The sequence below is a fragment of the Shewanella sp. 10B genome (assembly GCF_023475885.1).
In the GTDB taxonomy this organism is placed as follows: Bacteria; Pseudomonadota; Gammaproteobacteria; order Enterobacterales; family Shewanellaceae; genus Shewanella; species Shewanella mangrovisoli.
Genome location: NZ_JAMDJO010000002.1, coordinates 149,059 through 164,157, shown reverse-complemented (window position 1 = coordinate 164,157; position 15,099 = coordinate 149,059). Strand labels below are relative to the sequence as shown.

Here is a 15,099-nt window from a genome sequence, read left to right as displayed (position 1 = left end):
ATGAGATTTTGTATGGCAACAAGAGTAGGAGTTTTCTATTGAGCCAACGAACCGAAACAAGGAATGAGGCATAAAGCTTTTAGCCAGATGAACAGTTCAATGGTCGTAAAGATTGTCATTGTTGCAACTGTGACCGTTGGCGGCATGGATGCCGCCGTCGAGCCCTCAGGGACGAGTTTACGGCGTGTCACAGAGGAAACAATGACAATTCATCCTACACACCTGACGACATACTTATCTAGTTTTAGGGCATATCCTCTTCGTTAAAACCTAATACCAGACTCTAAATAGCACTTTGAGCTTGGCTACTTTATCATTAGCGCTTTATTGCCCTTATTACAGCCTTAGTTGCGACTCAGCTTGAGTGTATTCCTGTTTACGCATCCTGCACCTGTGTCGACTCTCTTGAAAGGATATCAGCATGACTTCCCATATCACGCCTTCTATTACTGAGCTTCCCGCAACAGCACTTTCAGCAACCGATGTTGCGCCGCTACTGAAGATTATGGAGAAGCTGCGCGATCCGCAAACGGGTTGCCCATGGGATAAAGCCCAGACTTATCAAACCATAGTACCTTTTACCCTCGAAGAGGCCTATGAGGTGGCTGACACGATTGAACGTTTAGCCCTAGACGAATTACCCGATGAGCTGGGGGATTTATTATTCCAAGTAGTGTTTTATTGCCAGCTTGGCAAAGAGCAGGGCAGGTTCGATTTCAGCACAGTCGTCAATAAAATCACCGACAAACTCACCCGCCGTCATCCCCATGTGTTTGGTGAAGCCACGTTTGAGGCCGATGCCAGTAGTCAGCAGATGAAGGCCAATTGGGAAGCGATCAAAGCCAGCGAGCGTGAACAAAAGGCTCTGGCGGCTGGGGTGACTTCTCCACGCGAGGTGTCTGTGCTTGATGATATCCCGCGCGCACAGCCAGCGTTATCGCGTTCAATCAAAATTCAGCAGCGGGTTGCGCGCGTTGGGTTCGATTGGCCTGAGCTTGAGCCCGTTGTCGCAAAAATCCATGAAGAAATTGATGAAGTGCTGGCGGAGGTGAATCAGCCCACGCTCGACCAGGCCAAAGTGCAGGCCGAAATGGGCGACTTATTATTTGCAGTGGTGAATTTGGCGCGTCATTTAAAAGTGGACCCAGAACAAGCGCTACGCCAAGCTAATGTTAAATTTGAACGCCGTTTTAAAGGTGTAGAGGCATTTGCGAGACAAAATAATAAAGCATTAGAAGAACATAGCTTAGAAGAGTTAGATGCCTACTGGGATAAGGTTAAACAGGGCGAGCCAAGATAAAGGGCAAATTATCCGGATTGGTGTTTGTCGAATGGCAACACCTTTGGTATACTACTGCCCCGTCCTAGTGCTTTCTTACAAGCACGTATTTTCAAACTCATTTTCTCAGGTTCAGCATGACTACAAGGTATATCTTCGTTACTGGTGGTGTGGTTTCATCACTAGGTAAAGGCATTGCAGCCGCTTCATTAGCCGCAATTTTAGAGGCCCGTGGTCTCAATGTAACCATCATGAAACTGGACCCATACATCAACGTTGATCCAGGTACCATGAGCCCAACGCAACATGGTGAAGTGTTTGTGACTGAGGACGGCGCAGAAACAGACCTTGACCTAGGCCACTATGAGCGTTTCATCCGCACTAAGATGAACCGTCGCAACAACTTCACTACGGGTCGTATTTACGAAGAGGTGTTGCGTAAAGAGCGTCGCGGTGACTATTTAGGTGCGACGATTCAGGTGATCCCACACATCACTAACGCGATCAAAGAAAAAGTGATTGCAGGTGGTGAAGGTCACGATGTGGCTATCGTTGAAATCGGCGGTACTGTGGGTGATATCGAATCACTGCCATTCCTTGAGTCTATCCGCCAATTAGGCGTTGAACTGGGCCGCGATCGTACCCTGTTTATGCATTTAACCTTAGTGCCATTCCTTGGCGCCGCGGGTGAAGTGAAAACGAAACCGACTCAACATTCAGTCAAAGAATTGCGTTCTATCGGTATTGCACCGGATGTGCTGATCTGCCGTGGCGACCGCGCGATTCCTGCCAACGAGCGTGCGAAGATTTCGTTATTCTGTAACGTTGAAGAACGTGCAGTTATTTCATTAAAAGACGTCGACAGCATCTACAAGATCCCAGCGCTGCTGCGCTCACAGGGTTTAGATGACCTAGTCGTTAAGCGTTTTGGCTTAGAATGCCGCGAAGCCGACTTGTCTGAGTGGGAAAACGTGATTTACCAAGAAGCCAATCCAAACGGCGAAGTCGTGATTGGTATGGTCGGTAAATACATCGAACTGCCAGACGCCTATAAGTCAGTCAACGAAGCATTAAAGCATGCGGGTCTGAAGAACCGTGTATCTGTGAGCATCAAGTATATCGACTCACAAACTGTTGAAGCGAAAGGCGATGAAGTGCTGCAAGGGTTAGACGGTATCTTAGTCCCAGGCGGCTTCGGTGAGCGCGGTGTGGAAGGTAAGATCCTAGCGGCTAAATATGCCCGTGAAAACGAGCTGCCTTACTTTGGTATCTGTTTAGGTATGCAAGTGGCGCTGATTGAATTTGCCCGTAACGTTGCTGGCATGACTGATGCACACTCAACTGAATTCAATAAAGCAACGCCATTCCCAGTGGTTGGCTTAATCACTGAATGGGTTGATGAAGAAGGTAACGTTGAACAACGCCATGAAGCCTCTGATTTAGGTGGCACTATGCGTTTAGGTGCGCAGTTATGTCACCTACTTGAAGGTTCAAAAGCGGCGCAAGCGTATAAAGGTAACACTTGTGTTGAGCGTCACCGTCACCGTTACGAAGTGAACAACAAGTACAGAGAACGTTTAGAGCAAGCGGGTCTGGTATTTAGTGGTTTATCTTCTGACCGTAAACTGGTTGAGATGATTGAGCTGAAAGATCATCCTTGGTTTGTAGCGGGTCAATTCCACCCAGAATTCACTTCGACCCCACGCGATGGTCATCCATTGTTCGAAGGTTTCGTTGCTGCCGCAAGTGCACATCAAAAACGTGATCTGAAGAAATAAATTTTAAGGCCGGACCCGCGACAGTGGGCCCGGCCTTTTGTTACACTCAGGCCGCGTAATCATGAGTCAAAACTCATACCCATGTGTATAAACGACATGCGTATAGACGGAAATAGTAAACGGAATTTAAAGATTTTGGTCGTACTCTACATCTGTTAATTCCCATTGGTATTGGTTTTTCTTTTCTCTTTTAAACTTAAATCGAGGGTAATATGGCTAAGATTATTAACGTGATTGGTCGCGAGATTATGGATTCTCGTGGTAACCCAACAGTTGAAGCTGAAGTGCATTTAGAAGGTGGTTTTATCGGTATGGCGGCTGCGCCATCTGGTGCTTCTACCGGTAGCCGTGAAGCGCTGGAACTACGTGATGGCGACAAGAGCCGCTACTTAGGTAAAGGTGTATTGACTGCTGTGGCTAACGTAAACGGCCCTATCCGTGCGGCGTTAATCGGTAAAGATGCGACTGCACAAGCTGAGCTCGATCAAATCATGATCGACTTAGACGGCACTGAAAACAAAGACAAGTTAGGCGCTAACGCGATTCTGGCTGTGTCTTTAGCGGCGGCTAAAGCGGCTGCAGCATTCAAAGGCATGCCTTTATACGCTCACATTGCGGAACTAAACGGCACACCTGGCCAATACGCTATGCCAGTGCCAATGATGAACATCCTTAACGGTGGCGAGCACGCGGATAACAACGTTGATATCCAAGAATTCATGGTTCAACCTGTTGGCGCGAAAAACTTCCGCGAAGCTTTACGTATGGGCGCTGAGATTTTCCACACCCTGAAAAAAGTACTGCACGGCAAAGGTTTAAGCACTTCTGTGGGTGACGAAGGTGGTTTCGCACCTAACCTGTCTTCTAACGCAGATGCATTAGCGGTAATCAAAGAAGCCGTTGAATTAGCAGGTTACAAGCTGGGTACCGACGTGACTCTGGCATTAGACTGCGCTGCTTCTGAGTTCTACAAAGACGGTAAATATGACCTGTCTGGCGAAGGCAAAGTATTCGATTCAAACGGTTTCTCTGACTTCCTGAAATCACTGACTGAGCAATATCCAATCGTCTCTATTGAAGACGGTCTGGACGAGTCAGATTGGGATGGTTGGGCGTACCAAACTAAGATCATGGGTGACAAGATCCAATTAGTGGGCGACGATTTATTCGTAACCAACACTAAGATCTTAACCCGTGGTATTGAGAATGGCATCGCTAACTCAATCCTGATCAAGTTCAACCAAATCGGTTCATTAACTGAAACCTTAGCGGCTATCCGTATGGCAAAAGCGGCGGGTTACACTGCGGTGATTTCACACCGTAGCGGTGAAACTGAAGATGCGACTATCGCTGATTTAGCGGTAGGTACTGCGGCAGGCCAAATCAAGACGGGTTCACTATGCCGTTCTGACCGTGTTGCTAAATACAACCAATTACTGCGTATCGAAGAGCAATTAGGTGAAAAAGCGCCATACCGCGGTTTGAAAGAAATCAAAGGTCAGGCGTAATTTAGTCGTCTGATGTAAAAAGGCCACCACTTGGTGGCCTTTTTTGTTGTACTATCTGCAGTATATTTTTTTAATTCAAGATACTGACGCTAATTCCTCCATGAAATTCTTTGTCATTGCACTCATAGTGCTTCTCGGTTTGCTGCAATATCGACTGTGGTCGGGCGATAACAGCCTGCCCGAATACTTTGTTCTGCAAAAACAGATCGCGGCTCAGCAAGAAGGTAATGCAAAACTCAATGAGCGTAATCAAGTGCTTAAAGAGGAAATTATCGACCTTAAGAGTGGTACCGAAGCGATTGAAGAGCGTGCGCGTAACGAGCTAGGCATGGTGAAAGAAGGCGAGACCTTCTATCGCGTGGTGGGCGGTGACCGTTCAGTATCGAGTCCCTCGCAGTAACGGAGCGCCTATGGATACCGTATTAGAAGCCGCGTCGCAGGTCGAAACCCAAGTTGCAGTTCAAATTGATCCTTTCTCGCAACATGTGGTGGCGATTGTGCCTGCCGCGGGGATTGGTAGCCGCATGGGCGCAGGCAAACCCAAGCAATATTTAACCTTGCTCGGGCAAAGCATTCTGGCCCATACCTTAGACAAGTTATTGTCCCATCCGCAAATAAACCAAGTGATTGTGGCTCTGCATCCTGAGGATACTGAGTTTGCTGCGTTGCAGCAGGCTAAGCATCCCAAGCTGGTAACTGTCATTGGCGGCTCTGAGCGCGCCGACTCGGTACTGGCGGCACTCGATAAGGCGCCTGATAATGGTTGGGCTTTAGTTCACGATGCGGCTAGACCCTGCCTGACGGCGCAAGACATAGATAAATTGCTGGCATCGCGGGTGCACTTTCCCCAAGGGGCGATTTTGGCCATGCCTGTGCGGGATACCATGAAGCGCGCCAATAGCTTAGGTGAAATTAGCTCGACCGTTTGCCGCGATAATCTCTGGCATGCGTTGACGCCGCAGTTATTTCCAACCTCCTTGTTGCGATTACATTTAAAAGCCGCGCTTGCCGCGGGGGCAGTCGTGACCGATGAGGCCTCGGCGATGGAGTGGGCGGGTATTTCCCCTGGTTTAGTCGCGGGGCGGGCGGATAACATTAAAGTCACCCATCCCGATGATTTGGAGTTGGCAGAGCTTTTTTTACTGCGCGCGAATGCTTGAAAGCAAGCTGAGTGAATTGCGCAATCTATTAAATACGTTAGGAAGTAAGTAATGAAAATCCGAATCGGCCATGGTTTTGATGTCCATAAATTTGGTGAAGCGCGCCCGTTAATTTTATGTGGGGTCGAAGTCCCCTACGAAACTGGGCTGGTGGCTCATTCCGACGGTGATGTGGTGCTGCATGCCATCTCCGATGCCATTTTAGGGGCGATGGCCCTTGGGGATATTGGTAAACATTTCCCCGATACCGATGCCACCTATAAGGGCGCCGATAGTCGCGTCTTGCTGCGCCATTGCTATGCATTAGCGCGGGCGAAGGGATTTGAGCTGGGTAATCTGGATGTCACTATCATTGCCCAGGCGCCTAAGATGGCGCCGCATATCGAGGATATGCGCCTAGTGCTGGCGGCCGATCTTAATGCTGACATTGCCGATATCAACGTTAAGGCCACCACCACCGAAAAACTCGGGTTTACCGGCCGCAAAGAAGGCATTGCGGTAGAAGCCGTTGTATTACTCAGCCGCCAATAGCCTGAAACTTTAAGAGATAAGAAAGACCCATGAGCGAACTACATTACCTGTACGGCAAACCGACGGCCACCGCCGATTTAAGAACCGTTAACAGCGACTTTATCGTGAAAGAGATTTTGCCTTTTAGCCCGTCGGGCGAGGGCGAGCATCATTTAGTCCACATTCGTAAGGATGGGCTGAATACGGTGCAAGTGGCTGAAATGCTGGCCAAGTTCGCTAAGGTTCATCCCAAAGAAGTGACCTATGCAGGACAAAAAGATAAAAATGCCATCACAGAACAGTGGTTTGGCATTCGTATCCCAGGTAAAGAAACCCCGGCGTGGAGCGAGCTTAACAGCGAGCGCTTAACCATTTTATCCAGCAATCGCCACAGCAAAAAACTGCGTATTGGCGCGCTCTTGGGCAACCGTTTTATTCTTACCCTGCGCAATGTCACAAACGTGGAAGACATTATCAGCCGCATCGAAAAAGTTAGCCAAATTGGTGTGCCTAACTATTTTGGTGAGCAGCGTTTCGGCCACGATGGTAAAAACCTGGTGATGGGACGGCAAATGCTGGCGGGTAAAAAGGTGAAAGACCGTAATAAGCGCAGCATGTATCTGTCTGCGGTGCGCTCCAATCTGTTCAATACCGTTGTTTCCTATCGTTTGGCGAATCATGGCACTAAACCCTTAGCGGGGGATTGCGTGATGCTGGCGGGCAGTAAGAGCTTTTTCGTCACGCCAGAATGGGACTTAGTGGTATTAAAACGCTTGATTGAGAAGGATATTCTGCTTTCTGCGCCACTCTGGGGCCGCGGGAAAATGCTGCCGCAGGGCGAAGCCGCCGAGGTTGAAACCCTCGCCATGGCAGAGCTGAGCGAAGATTGCTACGGCCTTGAGCACGCGGGGCTTGAGCAGGAGCGCCGTCCATTGCTGCTCGAACCTCAAGGCCTTAAATACGAGCAAACTGCGGATGGATTAGTGCTCGAATTTATCTTACCAGCAGGCAGCTTTGCGACATCGCTGTTACGAGAGTTGGTTGATTATCAAGATGTGAAAGAGCTGCAATGGCAAGCGACAGTCACGCCTGATGCAAACGCAGCTGAAACAAACACAACTGAAACAAACACAGCATCAGAAACCGATTCAGCAGAGCCCATTACAACCGATAAGGGCGAGTCAGCTTTATGATCCGCATCTTAGTCAGTAATGATGATGGTGTGAATGCGCCGGGGATCAGAGCCTTAACCGAGGCGCTTGCCGAAATCGCCACAGTGATGACGGTTGCGCCCGATCGTAATTGCTCCGGCGCAAGTAACTCTTTAACCTTGACTAACCCATTAAGAATTAATAGGTTAGATAATGGTTATATTTCGGTTCACGGTACACCCACGGATTGCGTTCACTTAGCCATACGTGAGCTTTGTGATGGTGAGCCGGATATGGTGGTATCGGGCATTAATGCTGGCGCGAATATGGGGGATGACACTTTATATTCGGGTACAGTAGCGGCGGCGATGGAGGGGCGTTTTTTAGGTTTCCCCGCCGTTGCGATTTCGCTTAATGGTAAGGCATTAAAGCATTATCACACCGCGGCTGTGTATGCTCGGCGAATCGTGCAAGGGCTGTTAGCGCACCCGATTGCGAGCGATCAGATCCTCAATATCAATGTGCCGGATTTACCGCTCGATGAGATTAAAGGGATCAGGGTGACGCGCCTGGGTGCACGGCATAAGGCCGAAGGCATAGTGCGAACACAAGATCCTGCGGGGAAAGAAATTTTTTGGCTCGGTCCACCAGGTGTTGAACAAGATGCGAGTGAAGGAACGGATTTCCATGCGGTAGCCCATGGTTATGTGTCGATCACTCCCTTAACCGTGGACTTGACCGCGTATAGACAATTATCGGTATTGCAAGATTGGGTAGATAAAATATGACTCGAGTTGCCTTAACATCGGCGGTGAATTTAGCTAAAAAGCTTCAGGAGGCGGGGATCCGCCATCCAGCCGTTCTTAAGGCAATATCCCATACCCCGCGTGAGCTGTTTCTTGATAATGCACTGGCCCATAAAGCCTACGAAAATACCGCCTTGCCCATAGGCCAAGGACAAACGATTTCTCAGCCTTATATCGTCGCGCGTATGACAGAGTTACTGCTGCAACATCAGCCGCAAAAGGTACTTGAGGTGGGAACGGGCTCTGGCTACCAAGCGGCGATCCTCGCGCAATTAGTGCCAGAACTGTGCACCATTGAGCGTATCAAAGGGTTACAGATCCAAGCGAGGCAAAGATTAAAGCGACTCGATCTGCATAATGTGTCATTCAAATATGGCGATGGCTGGCAGGGCTGGCCGAATCGCAGCCCCTTTGATGGCATTATGGTCACGGCGGCAGCGGCCAAGGTTCCCGAAGCCTTGTTGTCTCAGCTAGCCGAAGGCGGCGTATTAATTATCCCCGTGGGGGAAGAGACGCAGCAATTGATGCGCTTTACCCGTCGCTCGGATCGTTTTAGTTCCGAAGTGATCGAAACCGTCAAATTTGTTCCCTTGGTCAATGGCGAGCTCGCTTAAGTTTTTAGCTTTAGGTCACTTCGTTAAATACTTGACCTTTATAATTAGGTAAAACAGTAAGATAGCCCTAAAGAGGAGTTTTTATTGTTGAATGCGGGTTTACTCTTAAACCTCAGCTTAGTGTTGTTGCTTGCGGGCTGTAGCTTTCAGGCGAGTCGCCCCGCACCTGTCGAAAGTCTCTCCCACAGTTATTCCAAACATAACAAAGGGCACATTAAATCTAATTCATATAAAGTTAAGAAAGGTGACACCCTTTACTCGATCTCTTGGGCTGCGGGTAAAGATTTCGCCGAAATTGCTAAAATTAATCAATTAGATAAATCGTACACTATCTACCCTGGACAGATTTTATATTTAACGAATGATCGCGGACAAAATGGCAAAGGCTCTACTACTTTAGGTGGAAGTAATTCAGCGTCTAAAGGGCAAAATAAAGCTAATTCTCTTGATAAACAATCAGCTAGTAACAATTCTTCCGCGAAAAACTTGTCAAGTGAACAGCAGAAAAAAACACTTGATCAGAAAGCCAAGCCTGCGTATTCTGCAACAAGCTCTCAACAAAATGTTAACTCTTCGATCGTCGCCCCGACATCAACACTGCCAGACAGTGTGAGTCAGTGGCAATGGCCAGTAAGAGGTAAATTGATTGGGACATACTCTGCCAATGAGCAGGGAAATAAAGGAATTAAGATCGCAGGAAAACGCGGAGATATCATCAAAGCCGCTGCAGATGGGCGGGTGGTATACGCAGGTAGTGCTCTTAGGGGTTACGGTAATTTAGTGATTATTAAACATAGTGACGATTACCTTAGTGCCTATGCTCATGCAGATCAGATCTTAGTCGAAGAAAAGCAACATGTCCTCGCTGGACAGACAGTTGCAAAAATGGGCAGTACAGGTACTAATCAGGTAATGCTTCGCTTCGAAATCCGTTACCACGGTCAGTCTGTTAACCCACTTAACTATTTACCTAAGCAATGATTGTTTAGGGCCTTGTTGGCATGGAGGATAAAAAATTGCAGTAATTCAAGCAGTTTACATTAGGTTTGGGAGATTTGATCATGAGCCGCATAAATAGCACTGCCGCAGAAGAACTAGTAGATTTTTCCGTAGATACCGCAGAGTTTGATCTCGATAAAGAGGATATTGCCGCTGATTTAGTTCAAGAACTAGGACTCGAACAACAGGTTCAAGATGACCTGCAAAAAAATCTTGATGCCACCCAGCTCTATTTAGGTGAAATAGGGTTTTCCCCACTGCTTAGCGCAGAAGAAGAAGTTTACTTTTCCCGTAAGGCCTTAAAAGGCTGTGAAAAATCCCGTAATCGCATGATTGAGAGTAACCTGCGACTCGTGGTTAAAATTGCCCGTCGTTACAATAATCGTGGCCTAGCGTTATTGGATTTAATCGAAGAGGGTAATCTTGGCTTGATCCGTGCGGTGGAAAAATTCGACCCAGAAAGAGGCTTCCGTTTCTCAACCTATGCAACTTGGTGGATCAGACAAACGATTGAACGTGCCATCATGAATCAAACCCGCACAATTCGCTTGCCAATCCATGTTGTAAAAGAACTCAACGTGTATTTACGTACGGCTCGGGAATTAGCGCAAAAACTTGACCACGAACCTACGGCAGAAGAAATTGCCGAGAAACTGCAAGTATCCAGTGTTGATGTCAGCCGTATGCTCAAGCTCAACGAGAAGATCACCTCTGTCGATATCCCCTTAGGTGGCGATAACGACAAGGCGTTACTCGATGTGCTGGCCGATGACGACAACGTAGGCCCGGACTACAAAGTACAAGATGAAGACATTTCAAACTCAGTGGTGAAATGGCTTAATGAACTCAATACCAAGCAAAGAGAAGTGTTAGCGCGCCGCTTTGGTTTGTTAGGTTATGAACCCTCAACCCTTGAAGACGTCGGTGCTGAAATTGGCCTCACCCGTGAACGTGTTCGCCAAATTCAAGTGGAAGCCCTAAAACGCCTACGTGATTTGCTGGGCGCTCAAGGTCTCTCCGTAGAGGCACTTTTTAGAAACTAAGGTTTAGAGACTAAAGTTTATAAATTAGGCTTAGAAATTAAGGTTCAGAGAGAAAAGTTAAGAGACTAAAGTTAAGAGACTAAGGTCTAGAAATTTAGCCTTAAACCAGTTCAACAAGTCATAAAAAACGCCCAATTTTCAGGGCGTTTTTCTTTTCGCGTTTATGTTATCGCAAGTTTTTCACTCTATGTGTTAACTCAAGCGTTTTAGCTCGTAGAGTAAATCCAGCGCCTGTTTTGGGGTCAGGTTATCAGGATTGATGGCTTTTAATTTGCTGACGGCGGGATTCTCCACTGGCTCAGGCAGGGCGAGCAGGGTTTGGATCGGTGCCCTAGTGCCGTTAACATTAGCACCTTCCACTTGATGATCGCGGCTCTCAAGCTGATGTAACTTGTGTTTTGCCGCCTTAATCACCCGAGCTGGCACCCCGGCAAGGGCCGCAACCTGTAAGCCATAACTCTTACTGGCCGCACCTTCTTGCACCGCATGCATAAAGGCGATGGTGTCTTCGTGCTCAATCGCATCGAGGTGCACGTTATAGACGCCAGCCATGAGTTCCGGTAATTGTGTTAACTCGAAATAATGGGTCGCAAACAGCGTCATTGCGCCGACTTGCTGCGCTAGATATTCCGCTGCGGACCAGGCTAATGACAGACCATCGTAGGTGGAGGTGCCACGGCCAATTTCATCCATCAAGACTAAACTTTGTGCGGTCGCATTATGGAGAATATTTGCCGTTTCAGTCATTTCTACCATAAAGGTTGAGCGACCAGAGGCAAGATCGTCAGAGGCGCCAATCCGAGTAAAAATCCGATCGATAGGGCCAATAATGGCGCGATCTGCTGGCACAAAGCAGCCAATATGGGCCATTAGCGTGATAAGCGCCACTTGGCGCATGTAGGTTGATTTACCGCCCATGTTTGGACCGGTAACAATCAACATCCGGCGTTGATTGTGCAGGGTGACAGGATTGGCGATAAAAGGCGTTTGACTCACACGCTCAACCACAGGGTGGCGACCCGCTTCGATTTTTACCCCGATTTCGCTGCTCAGTTCTGGGCAGGTATAGCCTAAGGTTTCGGCACGTTCGGCGAAGTTACTCAGCACATCGAGTTCGGCTGCGGCTCTGGCGAAGGCTTGTAGCTCATGCAACTTGGGGAGGATTAAATCAAATAATTCGTCCCAAAGTTGTTTTTCAAGGGCAAGCGCCTTACCTTGGCTCGACAGCACTTTTTCTTCGTATTCCTTAAGTTCAGGCGTGATGTAACGTTCCATATTCTTAAGGGTTTGACGACGCTGATAATTTAATGGCACTTGCTGTGATTGCAGGCGGCTGACTTCGATGTAGTAGCCATGCACTCGGTTGTAGCCAACCTTCAACGTGGCAATGCCGGTACGCTCTTTTTCCCGCGCCTCGAGCTGAACCAGATAATCTGTGGCTCCTTCACTTAAGCCTCGCCATTCATCTAACTCGGCATTGTAGCCTTCGCGGATCACGCCGCCATCACGGATAAGCATGGGCGGGTTATCGACAATGGCGCGCTCAAGCAGTTGTTGCTCTTCGGGAAATTCACCTAAGAGTTGGCCTAGTTTCACCGTATGTGGCGCACTTAGCTGCGCGAGTGACTGTTGCAACCGAGGCAATAGGTTTAATGCTTGGCGTAGGCGGGCAAAATCCCTTGGACGAGCGGTACGCAGTGCCAGCCTTGCCATGATACGTTCGATATCGCCTAGGGCTTTAAGTTGCTCATGTAATGATTCATGGGCCGCAGTCTCGAGTAATTCATTCACGGCCGTTTGGCGAGCAAAAATCTGTGCATGGTCTCTTAGCGGCTGATGGATCCAGCGTTGCAACATCCGGCTACCCATGGCGGTCGCGGTATTGTCGAGTACTGCTGCTAGGGTGTTATCTCGACCACCACTCAAATTTTGTGTCAGCTCGAGGTTACGGCGCGTCGCCGCATCCAAGACAATCGTATCGGTTTGATTGAAACGGGTAATGGCATTGATATGGGGCAGGGCGGTGCGCTGGGTGTCTTTCACATATTGCATTAAGCAGCCAGCCGCTTGCAGCGACAGCCTTGCATCGGTAATCCCAAAGCCGTGCAAATCCTTAGTGCCAAATTGAGCCAGCAGCAGTTTGATACTTGTATCGTAATCAAACTCCCACTCGGGGCGGCGACGCTTGCCTTTAAAATGATGCAATAACTCCATCGCGCCAAAATCTTCGCTATAGAGAATTTCGACCGGATTAGTACGTTGCAGCTCGGCTTCGAGGGACTCCTTCGTCTCTAATTCGGCAATCACGAAGCGGCCAGAAGACACATCGAGGGTCGCGTAGCCAAAACCAACTTTACCTTGGTAAACCGCGGCTAACAGATTGTCTTGCCTCTCCTGCAGCAGTGCTTCATCGGTCAAGGTACCTGGGGTGACGATGCGCACCACTTTTCGCTCAACTGGGCCTTTTGAGGTGGCGGGGTCGCCAATCTGCTCACAGATCGCGACCGATTGACCAATTTGAACCAACTTGGCCAGATAGCCTTCGACTGCATGATAAGGAATTCCCGCCATCGGGATCGGATCGCCACCACTTTTGCCACGGGCTGTAAGGGAAATGCCTAATAATTCAGAGGCTCGTTTTGCGTCATCATAGAAGAGTTCATAGAAGTCACCCATACGATAAAACAGCAGCATGTCGTGATGCTCGGCTTTCATGGTCAAATATTGACGCATCATGGGGGTATGTTTTTCTAAATCATCGGTATCTATAGGATTCATTAAATCGTTTTCGTCCGTTATGCCGGCCCAAAGCGGGGAAATAAGTCGTACAGTAATGGGATAAAAAATCAGTGGATGTGCACTATTACTGTCTAAAATAAATTGACGCCAATCTTAGCAATAATTTTCTGAAAATTGACCCTTAAACCATGGATATTCACTGATATCCTGACAAATCTGCAGCATGAGTCGGTAAAAGCTTGTCTCAACGGGAAAATTTTCTGACTGAAAAATAAATCATTCACAGGTCTTGATACTGTATGATTGTACAGTATACTAGTCAGCAGATTATGACAAAGAGCCTCGCTTTTTGTATTACCCGCTTTATTAAATTGAATATCACTTTTGACAGTACTGATACTGTCTTGATGAGGGAACAGGAATGAAGGTCGATCCAAACAAAGAGAAAGCACTTGCTGCGGTATTGAGCCAAATTGAAAAGCAATTTGGTAAAGGCTCCATCATGAAGCTGGGCGAAGACCGCTCTATGGATGTTGAGACTATTTCTACTGGTTCACTTTCCCTTGACGTCGCCTTAGGGGCTGGCGGTTTACCAATGGGACGTATCGTTGAGATTTATGGTCCCGAATCATCAGGTAAAACGACGCTGACATTAGAAGTGATTGCCGCCGCTCAGCGCGAAGGTAAAACCTGTGCCTTTATCGACGCCGAGCATGCGCTAGACCCTATCTATGCTAAAAAGTTAGGCGTAGATATTGATAACTTATTGTGTTCACAACCCGATACCGGTGAACAAGCCCTTGAGATCTGTGATGCGTTGACCCGTTCTGGCGCGGTAGATGTGATCATCGTTGACTCGGTTGCGGCATTAACACCCAAAGCGGAAATTGAAGGTGAAATTGGTGACTCACACATGGGCCTAGCGGCGCGTATGATGAGCCAAGCGATGCGTAAGCTCGCGGGTAACCTCAAGCAATCGAATACACTGTTAATCTTCATCAACCAAATTCGTATGAAGATTGGTGTGATGTTTGGTAACCCAGAAACCACAACGGGTGGTAACGCGCTGAAGTTCTACGCTTCTGTTCGTCTCGATATTCGCCGTACTGGTGCTATCAAAGAAGGCGATGAAGTGGTGGGTAACGAGACGCGCGTTAAAGTGGTTAAAAACAAGGTTGCCGCACCGTTTAAACAAGCTGAGTTCCAAATTCTTTACGGTCAAGGTATCAACCGTACCGGTGAGTTAGTCGATTTAGGTGTTGCCCATAAACTGATTGAAAAAGCCGGTGCATGGTACAGCTACAAGGGTGACAAGATTGGTCAAGGCCGTGCAAATGCCGGTAAATATCTGACTGAAAACCCAGCAATTGCCGCTGAAATCGATAAAACTCTGCGTGAGTTACTGCTGAGTAACCCAAGTGCTATGTCTTCATCTTCATCTGATGATGAAAACAGCGAAGGCAATGTTGATTTCGAAACAGGCGAAGTATTCTGAGCCAGTCAGCCCGTCAA

Annotated in this window: 14 protein-coding genes; 13 read left to right on the top strand and 1 reads right to left on the bottom strand. The window is 48.1% G+C overall.

Annotated features, from left to right (window positions below; translation table 11 throughout):
• Window positions 1–87 precede the first annotated feature (87 nt).
• The 12 genes from M0415_RS21515 (at window position 88) to rpoS (ending at window position 10,848) form a co-directional block, all read left to right on the top strand.
• The gene (locus M0415_RS21515; RefSeq protein WP_425383161.1) at window positions 88–267 is read left to right on the top strand and encodes a hypothetical protein; all 180 of its coding nucleotides are present in this window, start codon (window positions 88–90) and stop codon (window positions 265–267) included.
• Window positions 268–421: 154 nt separating this feature from the next.
• Entirely contained in the window at window positions 422–1,300 is an 879-nt protein-coding gene (gene mazG, locus M0415_RS08215; protein ID WP_249554417.1) for a nucleoside triphosphate pyrophosphohydrolase, read from the top strand.
• Window positions 1,301–1,416: 116 nt separating this feature from the next.
• A complete protein-coding gene (pyrG, locus tag M0415_RS08210; RefSeq protein WP_011716217.1) occupies window positions 1,417–3,057 on the top strand; it encodes a CTP synthase in 1,641 nt (546 codons plus the stop codon).
• A gap of 212 nt (window positions 3,058–3,269) precedes the next feature.
• Complete coding sequence (eno, locus tag M0415_RS08205) at window positions 3,270–4,565, top strand: phosphopyruvate hydratase (protein WP_011621904.1); 1,296 nt, start codon at window positions 3,270–3,272, stop codon at window positions 4,563–4,565.
• Between the two features lie 100 nt (window positions 4,566–4,665).
• The gene (gene ftsB / locus M0415_RS08200) at window positions 4,666–4,965 is read left to right on the top strand and encodes a cell division protein FtsB (RefSeq protein ID WP_011625569.1); all 300 of its coding nucleotides are present in this window, start codon (window positions 4,666–4,668) and stop codon (window positions 4,963–4,965) included.
• Between the two features lie 10 nt (window positions 4,966–4,975).
• The gene (ispD, locus tag M0415_RS08195; protein ID WP_249554419.1) at window positions 4,976–5,725 is read left to right on the top strand and encodes a 2-C-methyl-D-erythritol 4-phosphate cytidylyltransferase; all 750 of its coding nucleotides are present in this window, start codon (window positions 4,976–4,978) and stop codon (window positions 5,723–5,725) included.
• A gap of 51 nt (window positions 5,726–5,776) precedes the next feature.
• Window positions 5,777–6,256: a 2-C-methyl-D-erythritol 2,4-cyclodiphosphate synthase gene (ispF, locus tag M0415_RS08190; RefSeq protein WP_249554421.1), complete on the top strand. Its 480-nt coding sequence runs from the start codon at window positions 5,777–5,779 to the stop codon at window positions 6,254–6,256.
• Between the two features lie 29 nt (window positions 6,257–6,285).
• Window positions 6,286–7,428: a tRNA pseudouridine(13) synthase TruD gene (truD, locus tag M0415_RS08185; RefSeq protein WP_249554423.1), complete on the top strand. Its 1,143-nt coding sequence runs from the start codon at window positions 6,286–6,288 to the stop codon at window positions 7,426–7,428.
• Window positions 7,425–8,174: a 5'/3'-nucleotidase SurE gene (surE, locus tag M0415_RS08180; RefSeq protein WP_249554425.1), complete on the top strand. Its 750-nt coding sequence runs from the start codon at window positions 7,425–7,427 to the stop codon at window positions 8,172–8,174. The genes truD and surE overlap by 4 nt, the downstream gene beginning before the upstream one ends.
• A complete protein-coding gene (locus M0415_RS08175; RefSeq protein WP_011621910.1) occupies window positions 8,171–8,806 on the top strand; it encodes a protein-L-isoaspartate(D-aspartate) O-methyltransferase in 636 nt (211 codons plus the stop codon). The genes surE and M0415_RS08175 overlap by 4 nt, the downstream gene beginning before the upstream one ends.
• Window positions 8,807–8,890: 84 nt before the next feature.
• Window positions 8,891–9,787: a peptidoglycan DD-metalloendopeptidase family protein gene (locus M0415_RS08170; RefSeq protein WP_249554427.1), complete on the top strand. Its 897-nt coding sequence runs from the start codon at window positions 8,891–8,893 to the stop codon at window positions 9,785–9,787.
• Window positions 9,788–9,867: 80 nt separating this feature from the next.
• Window positions 9,868–10,848, top strand: a complete 981-nt coding sequence (gene rpoS / locus M0415_RS08165) for an RNA polymerase sigma factor RpoS (RefSeq protein ID WP_011621912.1) — start codon at window positions 9,868–9,870, stop codon at window positions 10,846–10,848.
• Between the two features lie 192 nt (window positions 10,849–11,040).
• Here the strand turns inward: rpoS and mutS are convergent, their stop codons facing one another.
• Window positions 11,041–13,626 carry a DNA mismatch repair protein MutS gene (gene mutS, locus M0415_RS08160; RefSeq protein ID WP_249554429.1) on the bottom strand — a complete coding sequence of 862 codons (2,586 nt, stop codon included), beginning with the start codon at window positions 13,624–13,626 and terminating at the stop codon, window positions 11,041–11,043.
• A gap of 382 nt (window positions 13,627–14,008) precedes the next feature.
• On the opposite strand from mutS, the gene recA reads away from it, so the two are divergent.
• Window positions 14,009–15,082, top strand: coding sequence for a recombinase RecA (recA, locus tag M0415_RS08155; RefSeq protein ID WP_011716225.1), 1,074 nt, complete (start codon window positions 14,009–14,011; stop codon window positions 15,080–15,082).
• The last annotated feature ends 17 nt before the right edge of the window (window positions 15,083–15,099 follow it).